The 17,470-nt window shown below is 71.7% G+C and carries 15 protein-coding genes; 10 read left to right on the top strand and 5 right to left on the bottom strand.

Translation table 11 applies throughout. The annotated features are described in order from the left end of the window. Positions 1 to 27: 27 nt before the first annotated feature. Together ASE27_RS20205 and ASE27_RS07485 are read right to left on the bottom strand one after the other, a co-directional pair. On the bottom strand, positions 28 to 183 hold the full coding sequence (locus ASE27_RS20205; RefSeq protein WP_157257447.1) for a hypothetical protein: 156 nt from the start codon (positions 181 to 183) through the stop codon (positions 28 to 30). An 8-nt stretch (positions 184 to 191) separates the two neighbouring features. Then, positions 192 to 404, bottom strand: a complete 213-nt coding sequence (locus tag ASE27_RS07485) for a heavy-metal-associated domain-containing protein (RefSeq protein WP_056648319.1) — start codon at positions 402 to 404, stop codon at positions 192 to 194. A gap of 287 nt (positions 405 to 691) precedes the next feature. On the opposite strand from ASE27_RS07485, the gene ASE27_RS07480 reads away from it, so the two are divergent. Then, complete coding sequence (locus ASE27_RS07480) at positions 692 to 2,122, top strand: MFS transporter (protein ID WP_056648316.1); 1,431 nt, start codon at positions 692 to 694, stop codon at positions 2,120 to 2,122. A 220-nt stretch (positions 2,123 to 2,342) separates the two neighbouring features. On the opposite strand, the gene ASE27_RS07475 is transcribed toward ASE27_RS07480, so the two are convergent. Continuing rightward, complete coding sequence (locus ASE27_RS07475) at positions 2,343 to 3,026, bottom strand: rhomboid-like protein (RefSeq protein ID WP_056648312.1); 684 nt, start codon at positions 3,024 to 3,026, stop codon at positions 2,343 to 2,345. A 475-nt stretch (positions 3,027 to 3,501) separates the two neighbouring features. Between ASE27_RS07475 and ASE27_RS07470 the strand changes: the two genes are divergently transcribed. From ASE27_RS07470 to ASE27_RS07460, 3 genes are all read left to right on the top strand, one after another. Next, the gene (locus ASE27_RS07470) at positions 3,502 to 3,996 is read left to right on the top strand and encodes an FBP domain-containing protein (RefSeq protein WP_056648309.1); all 495 of its coding nucleotides are present in this window, start codon (positions 3,502 to 3,504) and stop codon (positions 3,994 to 3,996) included. 95 nt (positions 3,997 to 4,091) lie between these two features. After that, complete coding sequence (locus tag ASE27_RS07465; RefSeq protein ID WP_056648305.1) at positions 4,092 to 4,499, top strand: VOC family protein; 408 nt, start codon at positions 4,092 to 4,094, stop codon at positions 4,497 to 4,499. Positions 4,500 to 4,633: 134 nt separating this feature from the next. Then, a complete protein-coding gene (locus ASE27_RS07460) occupies positions 4,634 to 6,670 on the top strand; it encodes a beta-galactosidase (RefSeq protein ID WP_056648299.1) in 2,037 nt (678 codons plus the stop codon). A gap of 218 nt (positions 6,671 to 6,888) precedes the next feature. Here the strand turns inward: ASE27_RS07460 and ASE27_RS07455 are convergent, their stop codons facing one another. Further along, positions 6,889 to 8,229, bottom strand: coding sequence for a glycoside hydrolase family 30 beta sandwich domain-containing protein (locus ASE27_RS07455; RefSeq protein ID WP_056648296.1), 1,341 nt, complete (start codon positions 8,227 to 8,229; stop codon positions 6,889 to 6,891). 105 nt (positions 8,230 to 8,334) lie between these two features. After that, complete coding sequence (locus ASE27_RS07450; protein WP_200955915.1) at positions 8,335 to 9,636, bottom strand: MFS transporter; 1,302 nt, start codon at positions 9,634 to 9,636, stop codon at positions 8,335 to 8,337. Positions 9,637 to 9,941: 305 nt separating this feature from the next. On the opposite strand from ASE27_RS07450, the gene ASE27_RS07445 reads away from it, so the two are divergent. From ASE27_RS07445 to ASE27_RS07420, 6 genes are all read left to right on the top strand, one after another. Further along, positions 9,942 to 10,586: a TetR/AcrR family transcriptional regulator gene (locus ASE27_RS07445; RefSeq protein WP_056648294.1), complete on the top strand. Its 645-nt coding sequence runs from the start codon at positions 9,942 to 9,944 to the stop codon at positions 10,584 to 10,586. 156 nt (positions 10,587 to 10,742) lie between these two features. Then, positions 10,743 to 12,266 carry a glycoside hydrolase family 43 protein gene (locus ASE27_RS07440; protein ID WP_056648291.1) on the top strand — a complete coding sequence of 508 codons (1,524 nt, stop codon included), beginning with the start codon at positions 10,743 to 10,745 and terminating at the stop codon, positions 12,264 to 12,266. 76 nt (positions 12,267 to 12,342) lie between these two features. Beyond that, on the top strand, positions 12,343 to 13,266 hold the full coding sequence (locus tag ASE27_RS07435) for a PhzF family phenazine biosynthesis protein (RefSeq protein ID WP_056648287.1): 924 nt from the start codon (positions 12,343 to 12,345) through the stop codon (positions 13,264 to 13,266). 67 nt (positions 13,267 to 13,333) lie between these two features. Then, the gene (locus tag ASE27_RS07430) at positions 13,334 to 14,782 is read left to right on the top strand and encodes a sugar MFS transporter (protein ID WP_157257446.1); all 1,449 of its coding nucleotides are present in this window, start codon (positions 13,334 to 13,336) and stop codon (positions 14,780 to 14,782) included. Positions 14,783 to 15,045: 263 nt separating this feature from the next. Beyond that, positions 15,046 to 15,759 carry a LytTR family DNA-binding domain-containing protein gene (locus ASE27_RS07425; RefSeq protein WP_056648283.1) on the top strand — a complete coding sequence of 238 codons (714 nt, stop codon included), beginning with the start codon at positions 15,046 to 15,048 and terminating at the stop codon, positions 15,757 to 15,759. Next, positions 15,756 to 17,069, top strand: a complete 1,314-nt coding sequence (locus ASE27_RS07420) for a sensor histidine kinase (protein ID WP_056648280.1) — start codon at positions 15,756 to 15,758, stop codon at positions 17,067 to 17,069. Before ASE27_RS07425 ends, ASE27_RS07420 begins: the two co-directional genes overlap by 4 nt. Positions 17,070 to 17,470: the final 401 nt, after the last annotated feature.

The raw sequence follows: 17,470 nt of genomic DNA, 5'->3' as shown, positions 1-17,470 counted from the left end.
TGGTGGGAATGGGTCGGGCCCTTTGGGTCAGGGGCCCTGCGGGTGCGAGACGTCGCCGTGCCCGCCCGTCTCGGTCCCCCCGTTCCAGCCGGCCACGGCACTCTCCGGCACGACGGCGCCGGCGACGCCGAACGCGCTGCCGAAGGCCACGACGAGCCCGAGCCCGTAGAGGGTCAGTCGCACACCGGTCCTCATGCCGATCGCACGGCCGAGTAGCCGGCCTCCTCGACCGCGGCCAGGACCTGCGCGTCGTCGACGGGCTGGGGTCCCGTCACGACGAGCCGACCCGTCTGCGCGCTCACCTGGATGTCCTCGACCCCGGCGACCTGTCCGACCTCCTCGCGGATCGACAGCTCGCAGTGGCCGCACGTCATGCCCGACACCTGGTACTCGTTCGTGGCCATCGCGGAGCCTCCCTCTCGTGAATCGATACCCCCACCGGGTACCTCTGGACCGTGAATGTATACCCCTTGGGGGTATAGCGCAAGCACGACCCTCCCCCGGGGCTCGCGACAGGGAAGCGCCTCGAGCGATCAGCGAGGACTGGACGGTCAGATACCCCTATGGGGTAGTTCCAGGTCGAGCCGGAAGCCGCTCATCAGCGTGTTCGCCCATCCTTGACACCCATACCCCCTATGGGTATAGGTTCTGCGACGCCGGGCCCGCCGGCCGTTCCTCAGGAGGAGAGCTCATGTCTACCCATCCACCCCTGTCGCCGACGAAGCGGTGGCTCGGCCTGGCGTTGATCGCCACGGCGCAGTTCGTCGTCATCATGGACACGTCGATCATCGGCGTCGCGCTGCCGGACATCCAGAGAGATCTCGGGTTCACGCCGGAGTCCTTGTCGTGGGTGTTCAACGCCTACGTGGTCGCGTTCGGCGGCCTGCTCCTGCTGGGCGGCCGCCTCGCCGACGTGTTCGGTGCCCGGAAGATCTTCGCGCTGGGCTGGGTCGTGCTGATCGTCGGATCGATCCTGGCGGGAGCCGCGAGCAGCATCGGGCTCGAGATCACGGGCCGCGCGATCCAGGGCGCCGGTTCCGCGATGATCGCGCCCGCCGCACTGACCCTGCTGATGATGCTCTTCGGCGGGAGCCGTGACCTCCCCAAGGCCTTCGCGGTCTACGGCGCAGCGGCTCCGGTCGGAGGCAGCGCCGGGGTCTTCCTCGGAGGGGTCCTCACCGAGTACGCGAGCTGGCCCTGGGTCTTCTACGTGACCGTGCCGATCGCGGTCCTCGTGCTCGCGTTCACCGCGACGACGCTCCCGCGCACCCCCCGGAAGCCCTCGGGCTCGATCGACGTCGCCGGGGCGCTCACCGTGACGGCCGGGCTCGCTGCTGTCGTCTACGCCGTGGTCAACGCCCCGGAGGTCGGCTGGCTCACCGCACCCACCCTCGGCGTGCTGGCCGGAGGCATCGGCCTGCTCGGCATCTTCTTCGTCATCCAGGCACGAAGCCGCAACCCGCTGCTCCGCCTCGGGCTGCTCCGCGCTCCCCAGCTCGGCGCGGCGAACGGGGCGCAGCTCCTGCTGGGGGCCGCGTGGGTCTCGATGTGGTTCTTCCTGAACCTCTACCTGCAGCAGGTCCTCGGTGCGAGCTCCTTCGCGGCGGGCGCTGCGCTCCTCCCGATGACCGGTCTCGTCGTGCTGGTCATGCTGGCCTGGGCTCCGCGGCTCCAGCAGAGGTTCGGCGCGCGGTCGCTCGTCGTGACGGGCCTCCTCCTGCTGGCGGCCGGACTCGTGTGGCTCTCGTTCGTCCGTCCTGACGGCAGCTACGTGGTCGACGTCCTGCCCGCGTCGCTCCTGGCAGCGCTCGGCATGTCCCTCGCGTTCGTCCCCTCGCTCGGCACCGCCATCAACGCCGCACCCGCGGCCGAGACGGGCGTCGCGTCGGGCCTCGTGAGCACGAGCTATCAGATCGGTTCCGCCCTCGGGCTCGCGGCGCTCACGGCCGTCGTCCACGTCGTCTCCGGTACCGACCCCTCACGGGTCGACCTGACCCAGGGGTACTCCGCGGCGTTCGTCGGGGCGGGAGCCCTCGCCCTGGTCGGAGCGGTCGTGACGGCCGTCGCGATGTCGAGGCCCCGCGTGCCCGTCGCCGCGTCCGACGGAACGATCGGCCGCTAGCCGCCGGCTCCGCGACGAAGGTCGCAGGGCGCCTCGCACGACGGCCGAGCCCGCTCGACGCCGGGGTCCGGGTCCACACGGCAGAGATGCCCGGTGGCCCCGGGCCGCGGCCCCCGCCCGGCCCACCAGGTCCGGGAGCGGGCGGGCGGCCCGCAGCCACCCGCCCGGCCGGGCCACCCCACCCGGCCGGGCCACCCGACGCCAGATCCCCCGAGCAGGGTCACCGTCCTGGGATGTCGCCCGCCCACCCGGCCGCCTGCCGCGTCCGCCCCGCGACGAACGCGACGGTGAGCCCGATGACCAGCGCGGTCGTGTGCCCCACCGCCGTGAAGCTCCGCGCCAGGAACCCGGGGCCGACCCAGTACACGACGACGAACGCGATCCACCACCAGCGCCACCGACGCGGCACCACCACGGTGAGGAACCCCATCACGGTCGCCATGACGTAGCTGACCCCGACGTCGTCGACCCTCGCGACGCCCGGGTTGACGAACCCGTGGAAGATCCCTGTCGTCAGGACCATGGCCGTGAAGACCGTCGCCCCGACGTGCCCCATGAACCCGACCGCGAGCGCCCCGAGCCGACCGACGAAGCGCTGTGCGTAGGCCAGCACCACGAGGAGCTGGACCACCAGGAGCACCTCGCCCGCGCTCGAGATGACGAACGCGCTCGCGAGGAGCACCGAGAAGGGGCGGTCGCGGAGGTTCGCAAGGTTGGTGCTCGTGTCCTCCAGGACCTGGTCGCGGGTCCCCTCGGGGAGGAACCACAGCACGGCCGCGACCACGAGGACCACGGAGCAGTAGGCGATCGCGAGGTCGGCCCGGCGGACGGTACGCCACACGTCGGTCAGCGCGTGGCGCACGAGCTGCGGGGCGCTCGCGCTCCCCGTCGGGGCGTCCGTCATCTCGCCACCGTACGTCGGGGCGGGCCGGCGAGCGCTCCGAGGGTGCCCCCGCCCGCCCGCCGCCCGCGGTCGCCCGGCGCGACCACGACGGAGGGTGACCGATATCCCCTGGGGCTGCTCCGCCGTCGGGCGTACCATCGACGGAGAGCTGTGCCGTGGGACGAGCCCACGGCCACCTGATCTTGGAGCGCATCACGATGCAGCGAGGAAGCGGGGCGGCCGTCCTGGCCTGCTCGGGCGCGGGCCGGACGCCCGCCCAGCACGCCTGACGCCCCACGGCGCCACCCCCGACGGACCGCACGGTCACGTCGGTCGATCGGCGTACCTCGGCGGACGTCCCGTCCCCCGGTGACTTCGTGTCGCCGGACGGACCGGCCCCCTCCTGCCGTCGCTCGACGCACGCACCTGCCGACCCTCGTCGGCCGAGCAGCGCGCCGCGCTCACGACGGCCCCTCCGTACGAGAGTGGTAGAACCATGAACCCCCTGACCGAGAAGCAGATCCGCGCGTCCTTCGTGAACGCCTCGCGCCGTGAGGCGTCCCAGCTCACGCTCCCCTCCGACCTGGCGGACCTGCGCTGGGACCGCCTCGACTACCTCGGATGGGTCGACCGCAAGGCGCCGCTGCGCGCCTACGTCGTCCTGACCGTCGACGACGCCCTGGTGGGTCTCGCGCTGCGCGCCCCCGAGGGCACGGCGTCGCGTCGCCGCGCGGTGTGCGCGTGGTGCGAGGACGTCATCGCGACCGACGACGTGTCGCTGTACGTCGTGCGCCGCGCCGGCACGGCCGGTCGCAACGGCGACACGATCGGCACCCTGATCTGCACGGAGTTCGGCTGCTCCAGGAACGTGCGCCGCAAGCCGACCATCGTCGAGGCCGGGCAGGACCCGGCCGGGCTCGTCGAGCGACGCATCGCGGGCCTGCGCGAGCGGTCCGTGAAGTTCACGCGCGAGGTCCTGCGCGAGGTCTGACCGCGCGCGGTCATGTTTCGCGGGTCGGTGCCGGGCGTCCGGCACCGCCCCGCGGTCGCCACACCCGGGACACCTGTCGCGGCTAGGCTCCCGTCATGCTCCGCCTCGAGAACGCCACGTACCTCGTCCACGACCTCGACGACGCCATCGCCTTCTTCACGGACGCGCTCGGCTTCACGCTGCGCCAGGACGAGACCTTCGAGGGCGGGTGGCGCCGCGTCGTCGTCGGCCCGGGTGCCGGGACCGACGCGGACGGCGAGGGCACGGGCCTGGTCCTTGCCCTCGCGACGTCCGACGACGCGCGCGCCCGCGTGGGGCGGCAGGCGGGCGACGAGGTCGCCTTCTTCCTCCAGACCGACGACTTCGCGGCCCAGCACGCGCGCATGCTCGCGCACGGGGTGCGCTTCCGCGAGGAGCCCCGCCACGAGGCCTACGGGACGGTCGCGATCTTCGAGGACCTGTACGGCACGGCGTGGGACCTCATCCAGCCGCCGCACGCCTGACCTGCCGCACGGTGGGACGCTCTCGCCCGCGGTCACCCCACGGTTTCACTACCGAGTAGATACTCGGTAGTGTCGGTCGTGGTGCCACGGCCCCCGACGACGTGGGGCACCGGCCACGCGACGAAGGGTGAGAGATGGACAAGATCTTCTACGGCACGGCCTACTACGACGAGTACCTGCCGTACGACCGCATCGCCACGGACACGACGATGATGACCGAGGCCGGGCACACCGTGATCCGCATCGCGGAGTCGACGTGGAGCACGCTCGAGCCCCAGCCCGGGGTCCTGGACTTCTCGCACGTCGACCGCGCTCTCGACGCCGCGGCCCGCGCCGGGCTCGACGTGATCGTCGGCACCCCGACCTACGCCGTGCCCGCGTGGCTCGTCGCGTCCTACCCCGAGGTGCTCGCCGAGACGAGCACGGGCCGCGGGCGCTACGGCGCGCGCCAGATCATGGACATCACGCACCCCGCGTTCCGGCTGCACGCCGAGCGCATCATCCGTGCGCTCGTGGACCACACGGCGCAGCACCCCGCGGTCGTCGGCTTCCAGCTCGACAACGAGACCAAGTTCTACGACACCGCGTCGCCCGCGGTGCAGCGCTCGTTCGTCAAGCACCTGCGCACGCTGTTCGACGACGACCTCGGCGCGCTCAACGAGGCGTACGGGCTCGACTACTGGTCCAACCGCGTCGACGCGTGGGAGGACTTCCCCGACGTGCGCGGCACGGTCAACGGCTCGCTCGGCGCAGCGTTCGACCGCTACCGCCGCGGGCTGGTCGACGAGTACCTGGGCTGGCAGGCCCAGATCGTGCGCGAGTACGCGCGCGACGACCAGTTCCTCACGCAGAACTTCGACTTCGACTGGTCGCCCGGCTGGTCCTACGGCCTGCAGCCCGCGGTCGACCACTTCAGCGCGGCGCGGACGGTCGACGTGGCCGGGGTCGACATCTACCACCCCACGCAGTCGCGCCTCACGGGCAAGGAGATCGCGTTCGGCGGCGACATGACCCGCTCGATCAAGGACGGTGCGAGCTACCTCGTCCTCGAGACCCAGGCGCAGGGCCAGATGGGCTGGCTGCCCTACCCGGGCCAGCTCCGCCTCCAGGCCTACAGCCACCTCGCGTCCGGCGCGTTCGGCGTCATGTACTGGCACTGGCACTCGATCCACAACTCGTTCGAGACGTACTGGAAGGGCCTGCTCTCGCACGACCTCGAGCCCAACCCCACGTACGAGGAGTCGGGGGTCGTCGGGCGCGAGTGGGCCGAGCACGGCCAGTCGCTGCTGCACCTGCGCAAGACGAACCGTGTCGCGATCATGGTCAGCAACGAGGCCCTCACCGCGCTGCGCTGGTTCACGCTCGAGACGGGGTTCATCGACGGGGTCTTCGGCTCGTCGATCGGCTACAACGACGTGCTGCGCTGGGTCTACGACGCCCTGTTCGACCTGAACGTCGAGGTGGACTTCGTCCCGCCGCACGTCGAGGACCTCTCCCAGTACGCGATGGTCGTGACACCCGCCCTGTACACGACCCCCGAGTCGACCCTCGCGACGCTGCGCGCGTACGTCGAGCAGGGCGGCCACCTGGTCTCGACGTTCCGCACCGCAGTCGCCGACGAGCACGTCAAGGTCTGGCACGACCGCGCGCCCCACGGGCTCACGGACGTGTTCGGCATGACCTACAACCAGTTCACGACGCCCGACGGCGCCCGCCTCGCCCCCGCAGGCCGGCTCGCCGACGCGGTCGACGGCACGCCCGAGGCCCGGACGCTGCTCGAGCTCCTGCGGCCCGAGGGGGCCGAGGTCCTCGCGACCTACGACCACCCCGCCTGGGGCGAGTACGCCGCGATCACGCGCCACCGCTTCGGTGGGGGCACCGCGACGTACCTCGGCACCATGACCGAGCCCGAGGTCCTGCGCGACGTGCTCGGCGCCCTGCTGCGCGACGCCGACCTGTGGTCGTGGCCCCAGGACCTCGCGGGTCGCGTCACGGTCCGTCGAGGCACCAACAGCCGTGGCCGGGAGCTGACGTACCTGCTCAACTACTCGGCGAGCACGGTCGAGGTCCCGTCCCCGGTCACCGCGACCTCGGTGCTCGACGGCGCCCGGGTCACCGAGGGCGACGTGCTCGCCGTCGGGCCGTGGGACCTGGTGGTCCTCGAGGGCTGACCCCGCCGCGCACGACGCCCGACGGCGAAGGCCGGTCGCCCCTCCTGCGGGAGGGGCGACCGGCCGTCGTGCTCCGCGGCCGTGCCCGGTTTCCGCGGATGTCCGGCCCCCCGCGGGTTCCCGACGCACGGTCAGGTGCACCGTTGCGCAGGGGCGCGCGGCGCCGGGCACGGCTCCGCCCTCCGCCCCGGCGGGGACGGAGGGCGGAGGGTGGCCCGTCAGGCCGGGACGACGAACGTGTTGAGCGAGCGCGGCGCGAGCGTCGCGGTGAACGACCGCGACCCGTCCTCGGGGTCGGTGAACGAGAACGGCTCGGCGCGGTCGAGCGCGTTCTGCACGACCACGGCCACCGAGCCGTCCGGGTTCTCGTAGGCCGACCCCTGGGCCGCGAACCGACCCGTCGTGCCCAGCTGGACGGCGCCGGGGCGCACGCCCGCGCTGTAGTGCTTGAGCACGTAGTACTCCGGGTTCCGGGTGAACGTGCGCGTGGCCGGGTCGACCGTCACGAGCGAGTTCTGCGGCCAGCCCCACGTGCTCAGCCCGCCGGGCTCGAGCGCCATGTTCCAGTACGTGTATCCCGTCGCGCCGTGCTGCAGGTAGTGGCGCACCAGGTGGAAGACGTACTCGGCGTCCTGCCACGCGTTGTCGCCGAACCCGCACTCGGACTCGGTCTGCATGATGTCGAGCTCGGGCCACGCCTCGTGCGTGCGGGCGATCGCGTGCTGCCCGGCCCACTGGTAGCCGACGCCCGCGAGATGACGGCGGGCCTCGTCGTCGAACAGGATGTTGTCGACGAAGCGCGCGTAGTTCGTGAGCTTCTGCCCGGCGGCCGTGAACGCCATGTCCTCGGGGCCGTTGAGCGTGCCCAGGTAGATGTCGACGTCGAGCCCCGACGCCTCGACGACCGGGCCCAGGTGGTCGCGCACGAACGTGCGCAGCTGCTCCGAGCTCCACACGCACGACGGGAACTTCTGGTCCGCGAAGACCTCGTTCTGGATGTGGACCTGGTCCACGCGGATCCCCCGCGCCGCGTACTCCTCCACGAACCGCACGAAGTAGCGTGCGTACGCGTCGAGGTTCTCGGGCGTCATGACGAGCGTGCCGAAGTTGTACGCGGGCGGGTTCTTCATCCACGTGGGCGGGCTCCACGGCGAGCAGTGCAGCACCATGTCGTCCTGGTAGCGCTGCGCCTGGCGGATGTAGGGGATGACCGCCTCCTCGTCGCGCTCGACGCTGAAGTGCTCGAGCGCGAGGTCGCCGGGCACCTCGTCGTAGCTGTACCAGGACGACGCGAAGTCGTTGGCCCCGATCGCCGACCGGTTGACCCGCAGGTTGAGCTCGTCGGGGTGGAAGAGCTCGCGGTAGACCTGCTCCTGGTCCGCCTCCGAGAGCGAGGAGATCGCGCGGTACCCGAGCTCGTTGAACGTGCCGCCGAACCCGCGGATCGGTCGGCCGCGCGCACCCGTCAGGGTCAGTCCGCGGTCGGCCGTCGCTCCGGGGGTGGGCTCACCTCCGTCCTGCCAGCGTGCGTCGTCGGTCGAGGTCACCCAGGTGGTCACGTCGTTCTCCTCAGGGATCGGGCGGGGCGGGCCCAGCGGGCCCGAGCGGGCAGAGCAGTGGTGCGGCAGTGGTGTGGCGGTAGGGCGTGGCGGGAGCGGGCAGGCTCAGCGCACGCTCTTGATGCGCGTGATGAAGAACGCGCCGAGCAGGGCCGCGACGATCGAGACCGGGAAGACGAGCGAGTAGCTGCCGGTCGCGACCACGAGCGCCGAGGTGACGAGCGGGCCGACGGTCTGCCCGGCCGTCGTCGAGAGGTTGAGGATGCCGAGGTCCTTGCCGGCCTCCTCGTCGTTCGGGAGGACGTCGACGTTGAGGGCCTGGTCCACCGAGGTGTAGACGCCGTAGCCGAACCCGGCGATGCCCGCGAACAGGAACATGCCCATGGGCGAGGGCCAGATCCACGGCATCGCGATACCCACCGCGAAGAGCACGCTCGAGACCACGACGGGCAGCTTGCGGCGCCCGATCCGGTCCGAGATCGGCCCTGCGACCACGGCGCCGAGCAGCGAGACGACGAGCAGGATGCCGGACATCGTGGCGATCGTGACGGCCGACTCCGCGACGGTCTGACCCACGTGGTCCTGCACGATGTAGAGCTGGTAGGCCATGATCATCTGGTAGCTGACCAGCATGAACAGGCGCCCCGCGAACGCGAGGTAGAAGTCCGGGGCCTTGCGCGGCGGACGGAACGAGAGCAACAGCTCCTTGAGCCCGCCGGCCGCGGGGGGCAGGTCCTGGGCCGAGCGCTCGCGCGGCCAGACGACGAGCGCGACGACCGCGCCGCCGATCATGAAGGCGCCACCGAGCACGAACCCGGGCACGGCGTTGGTGATGAACAGCGCGCCGACGAGCGAGCCGAGCGGGGCACCGGCCGCGAGGCCACCGCCGTAGAACGCGGACATGGTGCCGCGCAGGCTCTTGGGCACGCGGTCTGCGAGCACCGCGACCGCGGGGGCGAGCATCATGTTGAGGCCGACCATGCTCAGGCAGTAGGCCAGCGTGATGAGCCCTGCGCTGGGCAGGAAGCCGACCAGGGTCAGCGAGACGCCGCCCAGGACGGCACCGCCGAGGATCCAGGGGGCGCGGCGGCCGAACCGGCTGCGCGTGCGGTCCGAGAGGTTGCCGAACACGAGGTTCGACACGAGCGAGACGATCGCCGTGATCGCGCTGATCGACCCGAGGAGGGTCTCGGGCGACTCGACGCCGATGTCCCGCAGACGCTGGGGCAGGAGGACGGCCGCGACGATCTGGAGGCCCACGATCCACAGGAGGCCGAACGCCAGGAAGCCGGCGCCGAACCGGAGGACGCGGCCGCGCGTCAGGGGGCGCCCGGTGTCGGGAGCAAGATCCTCGGTCATGCTCTGCGCCGAGGGGTCGTCCACCGTGACGACGGGGTGTGCATCCATGTCAACCTTCTTTGGTCGAGGCAGCTCGTTCTGCCGTTGGCGCGGGGTCGGACAACTCCACGCCGAGCCGTCGATACCCGGCACGGAAAAGCCTTACCGAGTACCTACTAGATAGAAGGGAACGTAGGACTCCCCCGGCGAGGCTGTCAACTCCCCGAGCGCCGCGAGGCGCCCCGCGGAACGGCCGGCTCCACATCGCGAGACACCCGCCGTCACCGGGCTCCACGGACGGCCGGGCGCCGCACGGCCCACCTCCGCGGCCCCCTGCCCTCGGCCCTGACCTGCGGGTGCGCTAGCGTCAGGGAATGCCCAGCACCACGCAGGAGACCCCTCGCCGCCGCGTCCGCCTGACCCCTGACGAGAGGCGTGCGCAGATCCTCGAGGCCGCCGCGCGGATCGTCGCCGAGAAGGGCTTCTACGGTCTGTCGCTCCAGGACGTGTGCGACGCCGTCGGGCTCTCCCAGCCCGGCCTGCTGCACTACGTGCGCAACAAGGAGGGGCTGCTCCAGCTGCTCGTCGAGCAGCGGTACGACCGCCGCTTCGACCCCGACGACTTCATCGCGACGGGAGACCCCGCCGCGACCCACCCCGACGGCGTCTCGCTCCCCGCGTACCTGCGCTACCTGGTGCGGAACAACGCGCGCACCCCCGAGCTCATCCGCCTCTACATGGTGCTCGGCGCCGAGGCCGCCTCGCCCGAGCACCCGGCCCACGAGTACTTCTCGCAGCGCCCCGACGGCGTGTGGTGGCTCTACTCGCAGACCACCTGGCGCCTGCCCCCCGAGGTCGGGCCCTGGGAGGACCAGCGCGGCCTGGTCGAGATGTGCATCGAGGCCATGGACGGGGTCCAGGTCCGGCTCTTCCGCGACCCGCCGGTCGAGCTCGAGGACCAGTGGGCCCGGTTCGAGCAGGTCCTGTTCCCCTCGCCCGTGTGGGACGACTACCGCTGAGGAGCCGCACACCAAGAGTTACCGGTCGGTAGGCTTTCGGGGTACGCTACCGAGTAACCACTCGGTAGGAATTCAGGTCGAGGTCGACCGTGGCACGTCGCCGACGACGGTCGGGCTCACGCCTGCGCCTGCTCCCCACCACCGAAGGACCGCTCCGTGCGCAATCCCCTGATCCCTGGCTTTCACCCCGACCCCAGCGTGTGCCGCGTGGGCGACGAGTACTTCATCGCGACGTCCACGTTCGAGTACCTCCCGGGCATCCCGATCTTTCGGTCCACCGACCTCGAGCACGTCGAGCTCCTGACCCACGTCGCGGTGCGCGACGGTCAGCTCGGCACGACCGGCGTGCCGACCGGCGGAGGCACCTGGGCCCCCACGATCCGGCACCACGACGGCAGGTTCTACCTGGTCGTGCCGGACATGATGGGCACGGGACGGGGCAACGTCCTCTTCACGGCCGACGACCCGGCCGGCCCGTGGTCCGACGGGGTCGTCATGGACGTGTTCGGCATCGACCCCGACATCGCCTGGGACGACGAGGGCACGTGCTACATCACCATGTCGGGCCTCGGGTTCGAGGAGGACGGCACGGCGGTCCACCTCGGCATCACCCAGGTCCGGCTCGACACCGAGACAGGGGCCGCGCTGAGCGAGCCGCGCCCGCTGTGGTCGGGCACGGGCGGCATGTTCCCCGAGGCGCCGCACCTCTACCAGGTGGGCGACCACTGGTACCTCATGATCGCCGAGGGCGGCACCGAGCGCGGGCACGCCGTGACGATCGCGCGCGGCCCGTCGCCCGAGGGGCCGTTCGAGGGGTGCCCGCACAACCCGCTCGTCACGGCGCGCGGTTCCGACCGCCCCGTGCAGAACACGGGCCACGGCGACCTGGTCCAGCTTCCCGACGGTTCGTGGGCCATGATGCTGCTGGGCACGCGCCCGCGCTCCATGACGCGAGCGTTCGCCCCCATGGGCCGCGAGACCTTCATCACCCCCGTGACCTGGGACGACGAGGGGTGGCCGCACGCCGAGCCCGTGGTGCTCGACGAACGGCACGAGCCGGTCGAGCACACGGTCACCTTCCCGTCCGACGCGCCGTCGTCGCTCGACGGGTTCGACGGCGAGGTCGTCGCCGTGCGCGCCTTCCCCCGGGACGTCGCCGACCTGGAGGCCCGCCCGGGGTGGGCCCGGCTGCGCGGCACGGGCGAGGGCATGGAGGCGACCCACCCGACCTTCCTGGGGATCAGGCAGGTCACCGAGGCCTGCACCGTGACCACGACCGTCGACGTCTCCGAGGGCGCGGGCGGCCTGTCGATGCGCTACGACGAGAGCTCGCACCTCGACCTCGAGGCGACGACCGACGTCGTGACCCTGACGATGACGGCCCGCGGCCTCGCCCAGTCCTGGAGCCGTGAGCGCACCAGCCCCGACGAGCCGGCGCGCCTGCGCATCGTCGCGGACCCGCCGCTCGTCGGCAAGGCCGTGCTGGGCGCCTCGTGCGACCGCCTGCGCGGCGAGGTCTGGGAGGACGGCGGGTGGGTCGAGGTCGGCGGGGTCGACGGCGCGTTCCTCTCCTCGGACTTCTGCGAGTCGTTCACCGGTCGGGTCGTGGGCCCGTACGCCCGCGAGGGCGTCGTCGACGTCGCCGAGATCGCGTACGCCGGTCAGGACGTCGTGCGCTGAGGCACACGACACCCGCGCCGGGTCGGCGGTTGCCGACCCGGCGCGCCGACGCGGGCCGGGCGGTAGCGTCGGACGCATGACCCTTCCGCCCCGGAACCGCCCGTTCTCGCAGGTCGACGTCTTCACGACGACCCCCTACCGGGGCAACCCGGTCGCGGTGGTGCGTGACGCCGTCGGGCTGGAGGACGACCAGATGGCCGCGTTCGCCCGCTGGACCAACCTCTCCGAGACCACGTTCCTGCTCCCCCCGTCCGCCGAGGGCGCGGCCGCGGGAGCCGACTACCGCCTGCGCATCTTCACGCCCGCGGGCGAGCTCCCGTTCGCGGGGCACCCGACGCTCGGCTCGTGCCACGCGTGGCTCGCAGCGGGCGGGACGCCGCGCGAGCCGGGGGTCGTGGTCCAGGAGTGCGGGATCGGCCTGGTGCCGCTGCGACGCGACGCGTCGTCCGCCCCGCCCGACGGCGGAGCCGCCCCGGGTGGTCGGCTCGCCTTCGCGGCGCCCGGCCTCCTCACGGACGAGCCCGTCGACCTCTCGACCCTCGCTGCGATCACGCGCGCGCTCGGTCTCGAGGCGCGCGACGTCGTCGACCACCGGTTCCTCGACAACGGGCCCGGGTGGCGCGTGCTCCTGCTCGGCTCGGCCGAGAAGGTCCTCGCGCTCGACCCCGACTTCACGGGGCTGGGCGACCTGGCGATCGGCGTCGTCGGGCCGTACGCCGCGCTCGGCGACGGGCGCTACGACGGACCCGACGGTGCGGCGGTCGAGGTGCGCGGCTACGCGCTCGACATGGGCATCCCCGAGGACCCGGTCACGGGCAGCCTCAACGCGGTCGTCGGGCAGTGGCTCATGCCCGACGGGCTGCTCCCGCAGGCGTACGTCGCGAGCCAGGGGACGGCGCTCGGGCGGGCCGGGCGCGTCCACGTGACGCGCGACGACTCGCAGACGGTGTGGGTCGGTGGCGACGCCGTGACGTGCATCGAGGGGACCGTGCTGCTCTGAGCCCGGCGTCGTCCCGCCCAGGGAAACAGTGAGAGAGCGCGATCCCACGCGGCATAGAGTTCATCCAATGTCAGGAAACCTTGCAGTCGGTCGCGCCCGCTGGTCGTTGATGGCGCTCTTCGCGCTCTTCGGCATCGTGGGCACGAGCTGGATGACGCGGCTGCCCTCGATCCGCGACGCGCTCGGGGTCTCCTCGGCCCAGCTCGGGCTGATCCTCATCGTGGGTGCGGTCGGCGCCCTGTTCGCGGTGGTCTCGACGGGCGCGATCGTGTCCCGGTTCGGCAGCCGCAGCACCCTCGTGGCGGCCACGGCCCTCAACCTCGTGGCCCTGCTGCTCGTCGCGTGGGGCACCGCGGTGGGCAGCGTCGGCATCTTCGCCGTCGGCGCTTTCCTCAACGGCGTGAGCGGTGCGCTCATGAACGTGCCCATCAACCTCAACGGCGCGCTCGTCGAGCAGCAGGTGGGGCGCGCGATCCTGCCGCACTTCCACGCGGCCTTCTCGATCGGTGCGGGCGCGGGCGCCCTCGTGGGTGCAGCGTTCTCCGCAGCCCACATCCACATCTCGGTGCAGCTCGTGATCGTCACGGTCGCGGTCGCGGTCGCGCGCGCCGTGACGATCGGACCCGCGACGGTGTTCGCTCCCGAGCGTCGGGCCGGTGCCACGACCACGCCGGGCGTGAGCCCGGCCGACCTCGAGCACGACCTCGCCGAGTCCCCCGCGGGCGGTGCGACCGAGCCCGCGGTGTCGGGGGCCGTCGTCGACGCGGCGGACGGCGCGTCCGGCGCGGAGGCATCGCGAGCCGCCGCCGGAGCCGCCTCGGCCGGTGCGACCGGCGGCTCCGACGGTGGCAGCACCGCCCGAGGCGCCCGGGACATCCGGGCCACGGCGCAGAAGCCGCCCCGGCGCGGCGCGGGCATGCGCTCGGCCCTGTCCGCGTGGCGCGAGCCGCGGACCATCCTCATCGGCCTGGTCCTGCTGGCTTCGTCGCTGTCCGAGGGGTCGGCGGGCAACTGGCTCTCGATCGCCATGGTCGACGGCTTCGAGGTGCGCGAGGCGGTGGGCGCCATGGCCTACGGGACGTTCGTGGGTGCCATGACCGTCTTCCGCTTCGCCGGGACGGGCCTCATCGACCGGTTCGGTCGCGTCACGGTGCTGCGTGCCTCGGGCGTCTCGGCCCTCGTGGGCCTCCTGCTGTTCGGCCTGGCCCCGCAGATCTGGCTCGCATGGTGCGGGATCGTGCTGTGGGGCTGCGGCGCGGCCCTGGCCAACCCGATCGCGATCGCCGCGGCGTCCGACGACCCGCTGCGCTCGCCCGCACGCGTGTCCGTCGTGACGTCGTTCAGCTCGTTCGCCCAGCTCACCGCTCCCCCGGTGCTCGGCCTCCTCGCCGACGAGATCGGGGGCCGCTACGCGCTCCTGACCATCTGCGCGGCCATGGTGCTGAGCCTCGCGCTCGCCGGTCAGGTCAGGCCGCTGCCTCGTGAGGCCAGGTCGCTCGTGCCCGAGCGCGCGTGACCGGGCCCGGGCGACTCGTGGTGCGCACCGCCGGAGCGGCCGGGCCTGCCGGGGTTGTCGGGCCCTTCGGCGGTGCCCGCACACCGCCCGACGACACGGTCTGACGGCCACTTCGGCGGGAGGCGCCGCACCCGGCGCGACGTCGGCCGCCCCACCGCCGAGCATCACCTCATGAGATGCCCGAATCCGCCTGTTCGCACGGATTCCAGCCCGTCCATGCTTGGTATCTTGGGGGGTCACCCCAGAGGAGGTCGAGCAGTCCAATGATCCGCATCGGCGTGGTCGACGACGAGTCGGCGAGCAGGCAGATCGTGCTCGATCACCTCGATCGCTACCAGGCGGAGAACGACGTGACGTTCGACGTCCGCACGTTCACCGACGGACGCGAGCTCGTCACGGGGTATCGACCCGAGTTCGACATCCTGTTCCTCGACGTCCAGATGAACGACCTCGACGGCCTGGACACCGCCCGGCACATCCGCACGCTCGACACGCGGGTCGTCATCGTGTTCGTCACCAACATGGCCCAGTACGCGATCCACGGCTACGAGGTCGACGCCCTGAGCTATCTCGTCAAGCCCGTCCCCTGGTTCGCGTTCTCCCAGGAGCTGCGCCGCAGCATCGAGCGCGTCCGGCGCAGCGGGACCGACTCGGTCATGCTGACCGTGAACGGCGAGCTGGCCCGCGTCGACCTGCTCGACGTCGTCTACGTCGAGAGCATCAAGCACCGGGTGGTCGTGCACGCGGTCGACCGGACGTACTCGTTCACGGGCACCCTCAAGGCGTTCGAGGCCGACCTCGGCGAGAAGGGGTTCTTCCGGAGCAACAGCTGCTACCTGGTGAACATGCGCCACGTGACGGCCGTCAAGCAGAGCACGTGCGTCATGCTCGGCGGGGACGAGCTCCAGATCAGCCGCCCGCGCAAGCGCGCGTTCCTCGATGCGCTCGCCGACCACGTCGGAGGGCACGTCGCGTGATCGGGGATCTCCCGACCGACATCCCCCGCGGTTTCACGGCCTTCGCCGAGTGGTCCGCGTGCCTCGTCTACATCCTGCTCCTGCGCAAGCGGTTCACCCCGCCGGTCCTGGCGCTGTCCCTCGGCCTGGGCCTGGGCCTCCTGTGGGCCGTCCAGACGTTCGCGGACGGGCTGCCGATCGCCCTGTGGACAGCCGGCATGGCGATGGCCGTGGCCGCGATGTTCGGCGTGGTCGTGGTGTGTGCCGACGTCTCGACGCGCGAGGCCGGGTACTTCACGGCGCGCGCGTTCGTGCTCGCCGAGCTGGTCGCGTCGCTCCACTGGCAGCTCTACAGCTATGCCGTGGACCAGGGCTTCACGGGGGTCGGCATCCAGGTGGGGCTGCTGGTCCTGGTGTACGGCGCGGCCTTCACCGCGGCCTACCTCATCGAGCGGAGACACTTCCCGCCCGACCAGCGACTCGAGGTCGACCGGCGCGGCCTGCTGAGCGCGGCCTCGATCGCCGCCGTCACGTTCCTCATGAGCAACGTGAGCTTCGTGAGCTCGAACACGCCGTTCAGCGCGCAGTTCGGTCCCGAGATCTTCTACATCCGCACGCTCGTCGACCTCGCGGGGTACGTCGCTCTCTATGCGCAGCAGGGGCAGCGGCTCGAGCTCCAGCGCGCGGTCGAGGTCGAGGCGATGAACCGGATGCTGCGCTCCCAGCACGAGCACTACCTGCACTCCAAGCGGAACATCGACATCGTCCACCGCAAGTACCACGACCTCAAGCACTTCGTCACGGCGATCCGGTCGGAGAACGACCCGGACGCGAAGGCGTCGTACCTCGACCAGCTCGAGGAGAGCATCCAGGGCTACGGGGCCCAGGTCGAGACGGGGAACCCCGTGCTCGACACGATCCTGACGTCCAAGACGGCACAGTGCGCCGAGCTCGGGATCACCCTGACGTGCGTGGTCGACGGCGCGGCACTGTCCTTCATGGACGCCATGGGACTGAGCGCGCTGTTCGGGAACGCGCTCGACAACGCGATCGAGAGCAGCGCGACCCTGCCGGACCCGGAGAACCGCCTCGTCCGCGTCGCGGTCTACACCCAGAACTCGCTCGTCCTGGTGCGCTTCGAGAACTACCACGTGGGCGACCTGGAGTTCGACGACGGGATCCCGCGCACCACCAAGGGCGACGCGCTCAACCACGGGTACGGCCTGCGGAACATGCGCCAGGTCGTCGAGGGCTACGGCGGGTCCCTCACGGTGCACGCGGAGTCCGGGTGGTTCGTGGTGCGGGCCCTGATCCCGCTCCCCGAGCGCTGAGGTCCGAGGCCCCTGATACGGGGCCGGGCGCCCAGGTGCCCAGGTGCCCAGGTGCCCAGGAGCCCAGGTCTCCTTCCCCGAGGGGAGGGTGGTGTTTTCGTGTAGCCACCACCATTGTGGTGGCTACACGAAAACACCACCGGGGGATCTCCTGCTGTCCGCCGGCCAAGGTCCCCACGCGTGGGCGCGACGTTAGTTGAAGCCGATGACGCGTTGGGCGGTCTTGTAGGCCAGGACGGAGATGCCGCGTCCGGGGCGTCCGGGCAGGTTGGAGATCTGGTGCAAGGTCGTGCCGCGACGTTAGTTGAAGCCGATGACGCGTTGGGCGGTCTTGTAGGCCAGGACGGAGATGCCGCGTCCGGGGCGTCCGGGCAGGTTGGAGATCTGGTGCAAGGTCGTGC

This window comes from Oerskovia sp. Root918, assembly GCF_001428945.1.
Classification (GTDB): Bacteria; Actinomycetota; Actinomycetes; order Actinomycetales; family Cellulomonadaceae; genus Oerskovia; species Oerskovia enterophila.
Note: the sequence above shows the minus strand (reverse complement) of the source record. Positions and strands in the feature narration are given on the sequence as shown.

Bases quoted from the DNA above. Each gene is read 5' to 3' on its own strand.
- ASE27_RS07485 (WP_056648319.1), bottom strand. From the start codon at position 404: ATGGCCACGAACGAGTACCAGGTGTCGGGCATGACGTGCGGCCACTGC.
- ASE27_RS07480 (WP_056648316.1), top strand. From the start codon at position 692: ATGTCTACCCATCCACCCCTGTCGCCGACGAAGCGGTGGCTCGGCCTG.
- ASE27_RS07475 (WP_056648312.1), bottom strand. From the start codon at position 3,026: ATGACGGACGCCCCGACGGGGAGCGCGAGCGCCCCGCAGCTCGTGCGC.
- ASE27_RS07470 (WP_056648309.1), top strand. From the start codon at position 3,502: ATGAACCCCCTGACCGAGAAGCAGATCCGCGCGTCCTTCGTGAACGCC.
- ASE27_RS07465 (WP_056648305.1), top strand. From the start codon at position 4,092: ATGCTCCGCCTCGAGAACGCCACGTACCTCGTCCACGACCTCGACGAC.
- ASE27_RS07460 (WP_056648299.1), top strand. From the start codon at position 4,634: ATGGACAAGATCTTCTACGGCACGGCCTACTACGACGAGTACCTGCCG.
- ASE27_RS07450 (WP_200955915.1), bottom strand. From the start codon at position 9,636: ATGGATGCACACCCCGTCGTCACGGTGGACGACCCCTCGGCGCAGAGC.
- ASE27_RS07445 (WP_056648294.1), top strand. From the start codon at position 9,942: ATGCCCAGCACCACGCAGGAGACCCCTCGCCGCCGCGTCCGCCTGACC.
- ASE27_RS07435 (WP_056648287.1), top strand. From the start codon at position 12,343: ATGACCCTTCCGCCCCGGAACCGCCCGTTCTCGCAGGTCGACGTCTTC.
- ASE27_RS07430 (WP_157257446.1), top strand. From the start codon at position 13,334: ATGTCAGGAAACCTTGCAGTCGGTCGCGCCCGCTGGTCGTTGATGGCG.
- ASE27_RS07425 (WP_056648283.1), top strand. From the start codon at position 15,046: ATGATCCGCATCGGCGTGGTCGACGACGAGTCGGCGAGCAGGCAGATC.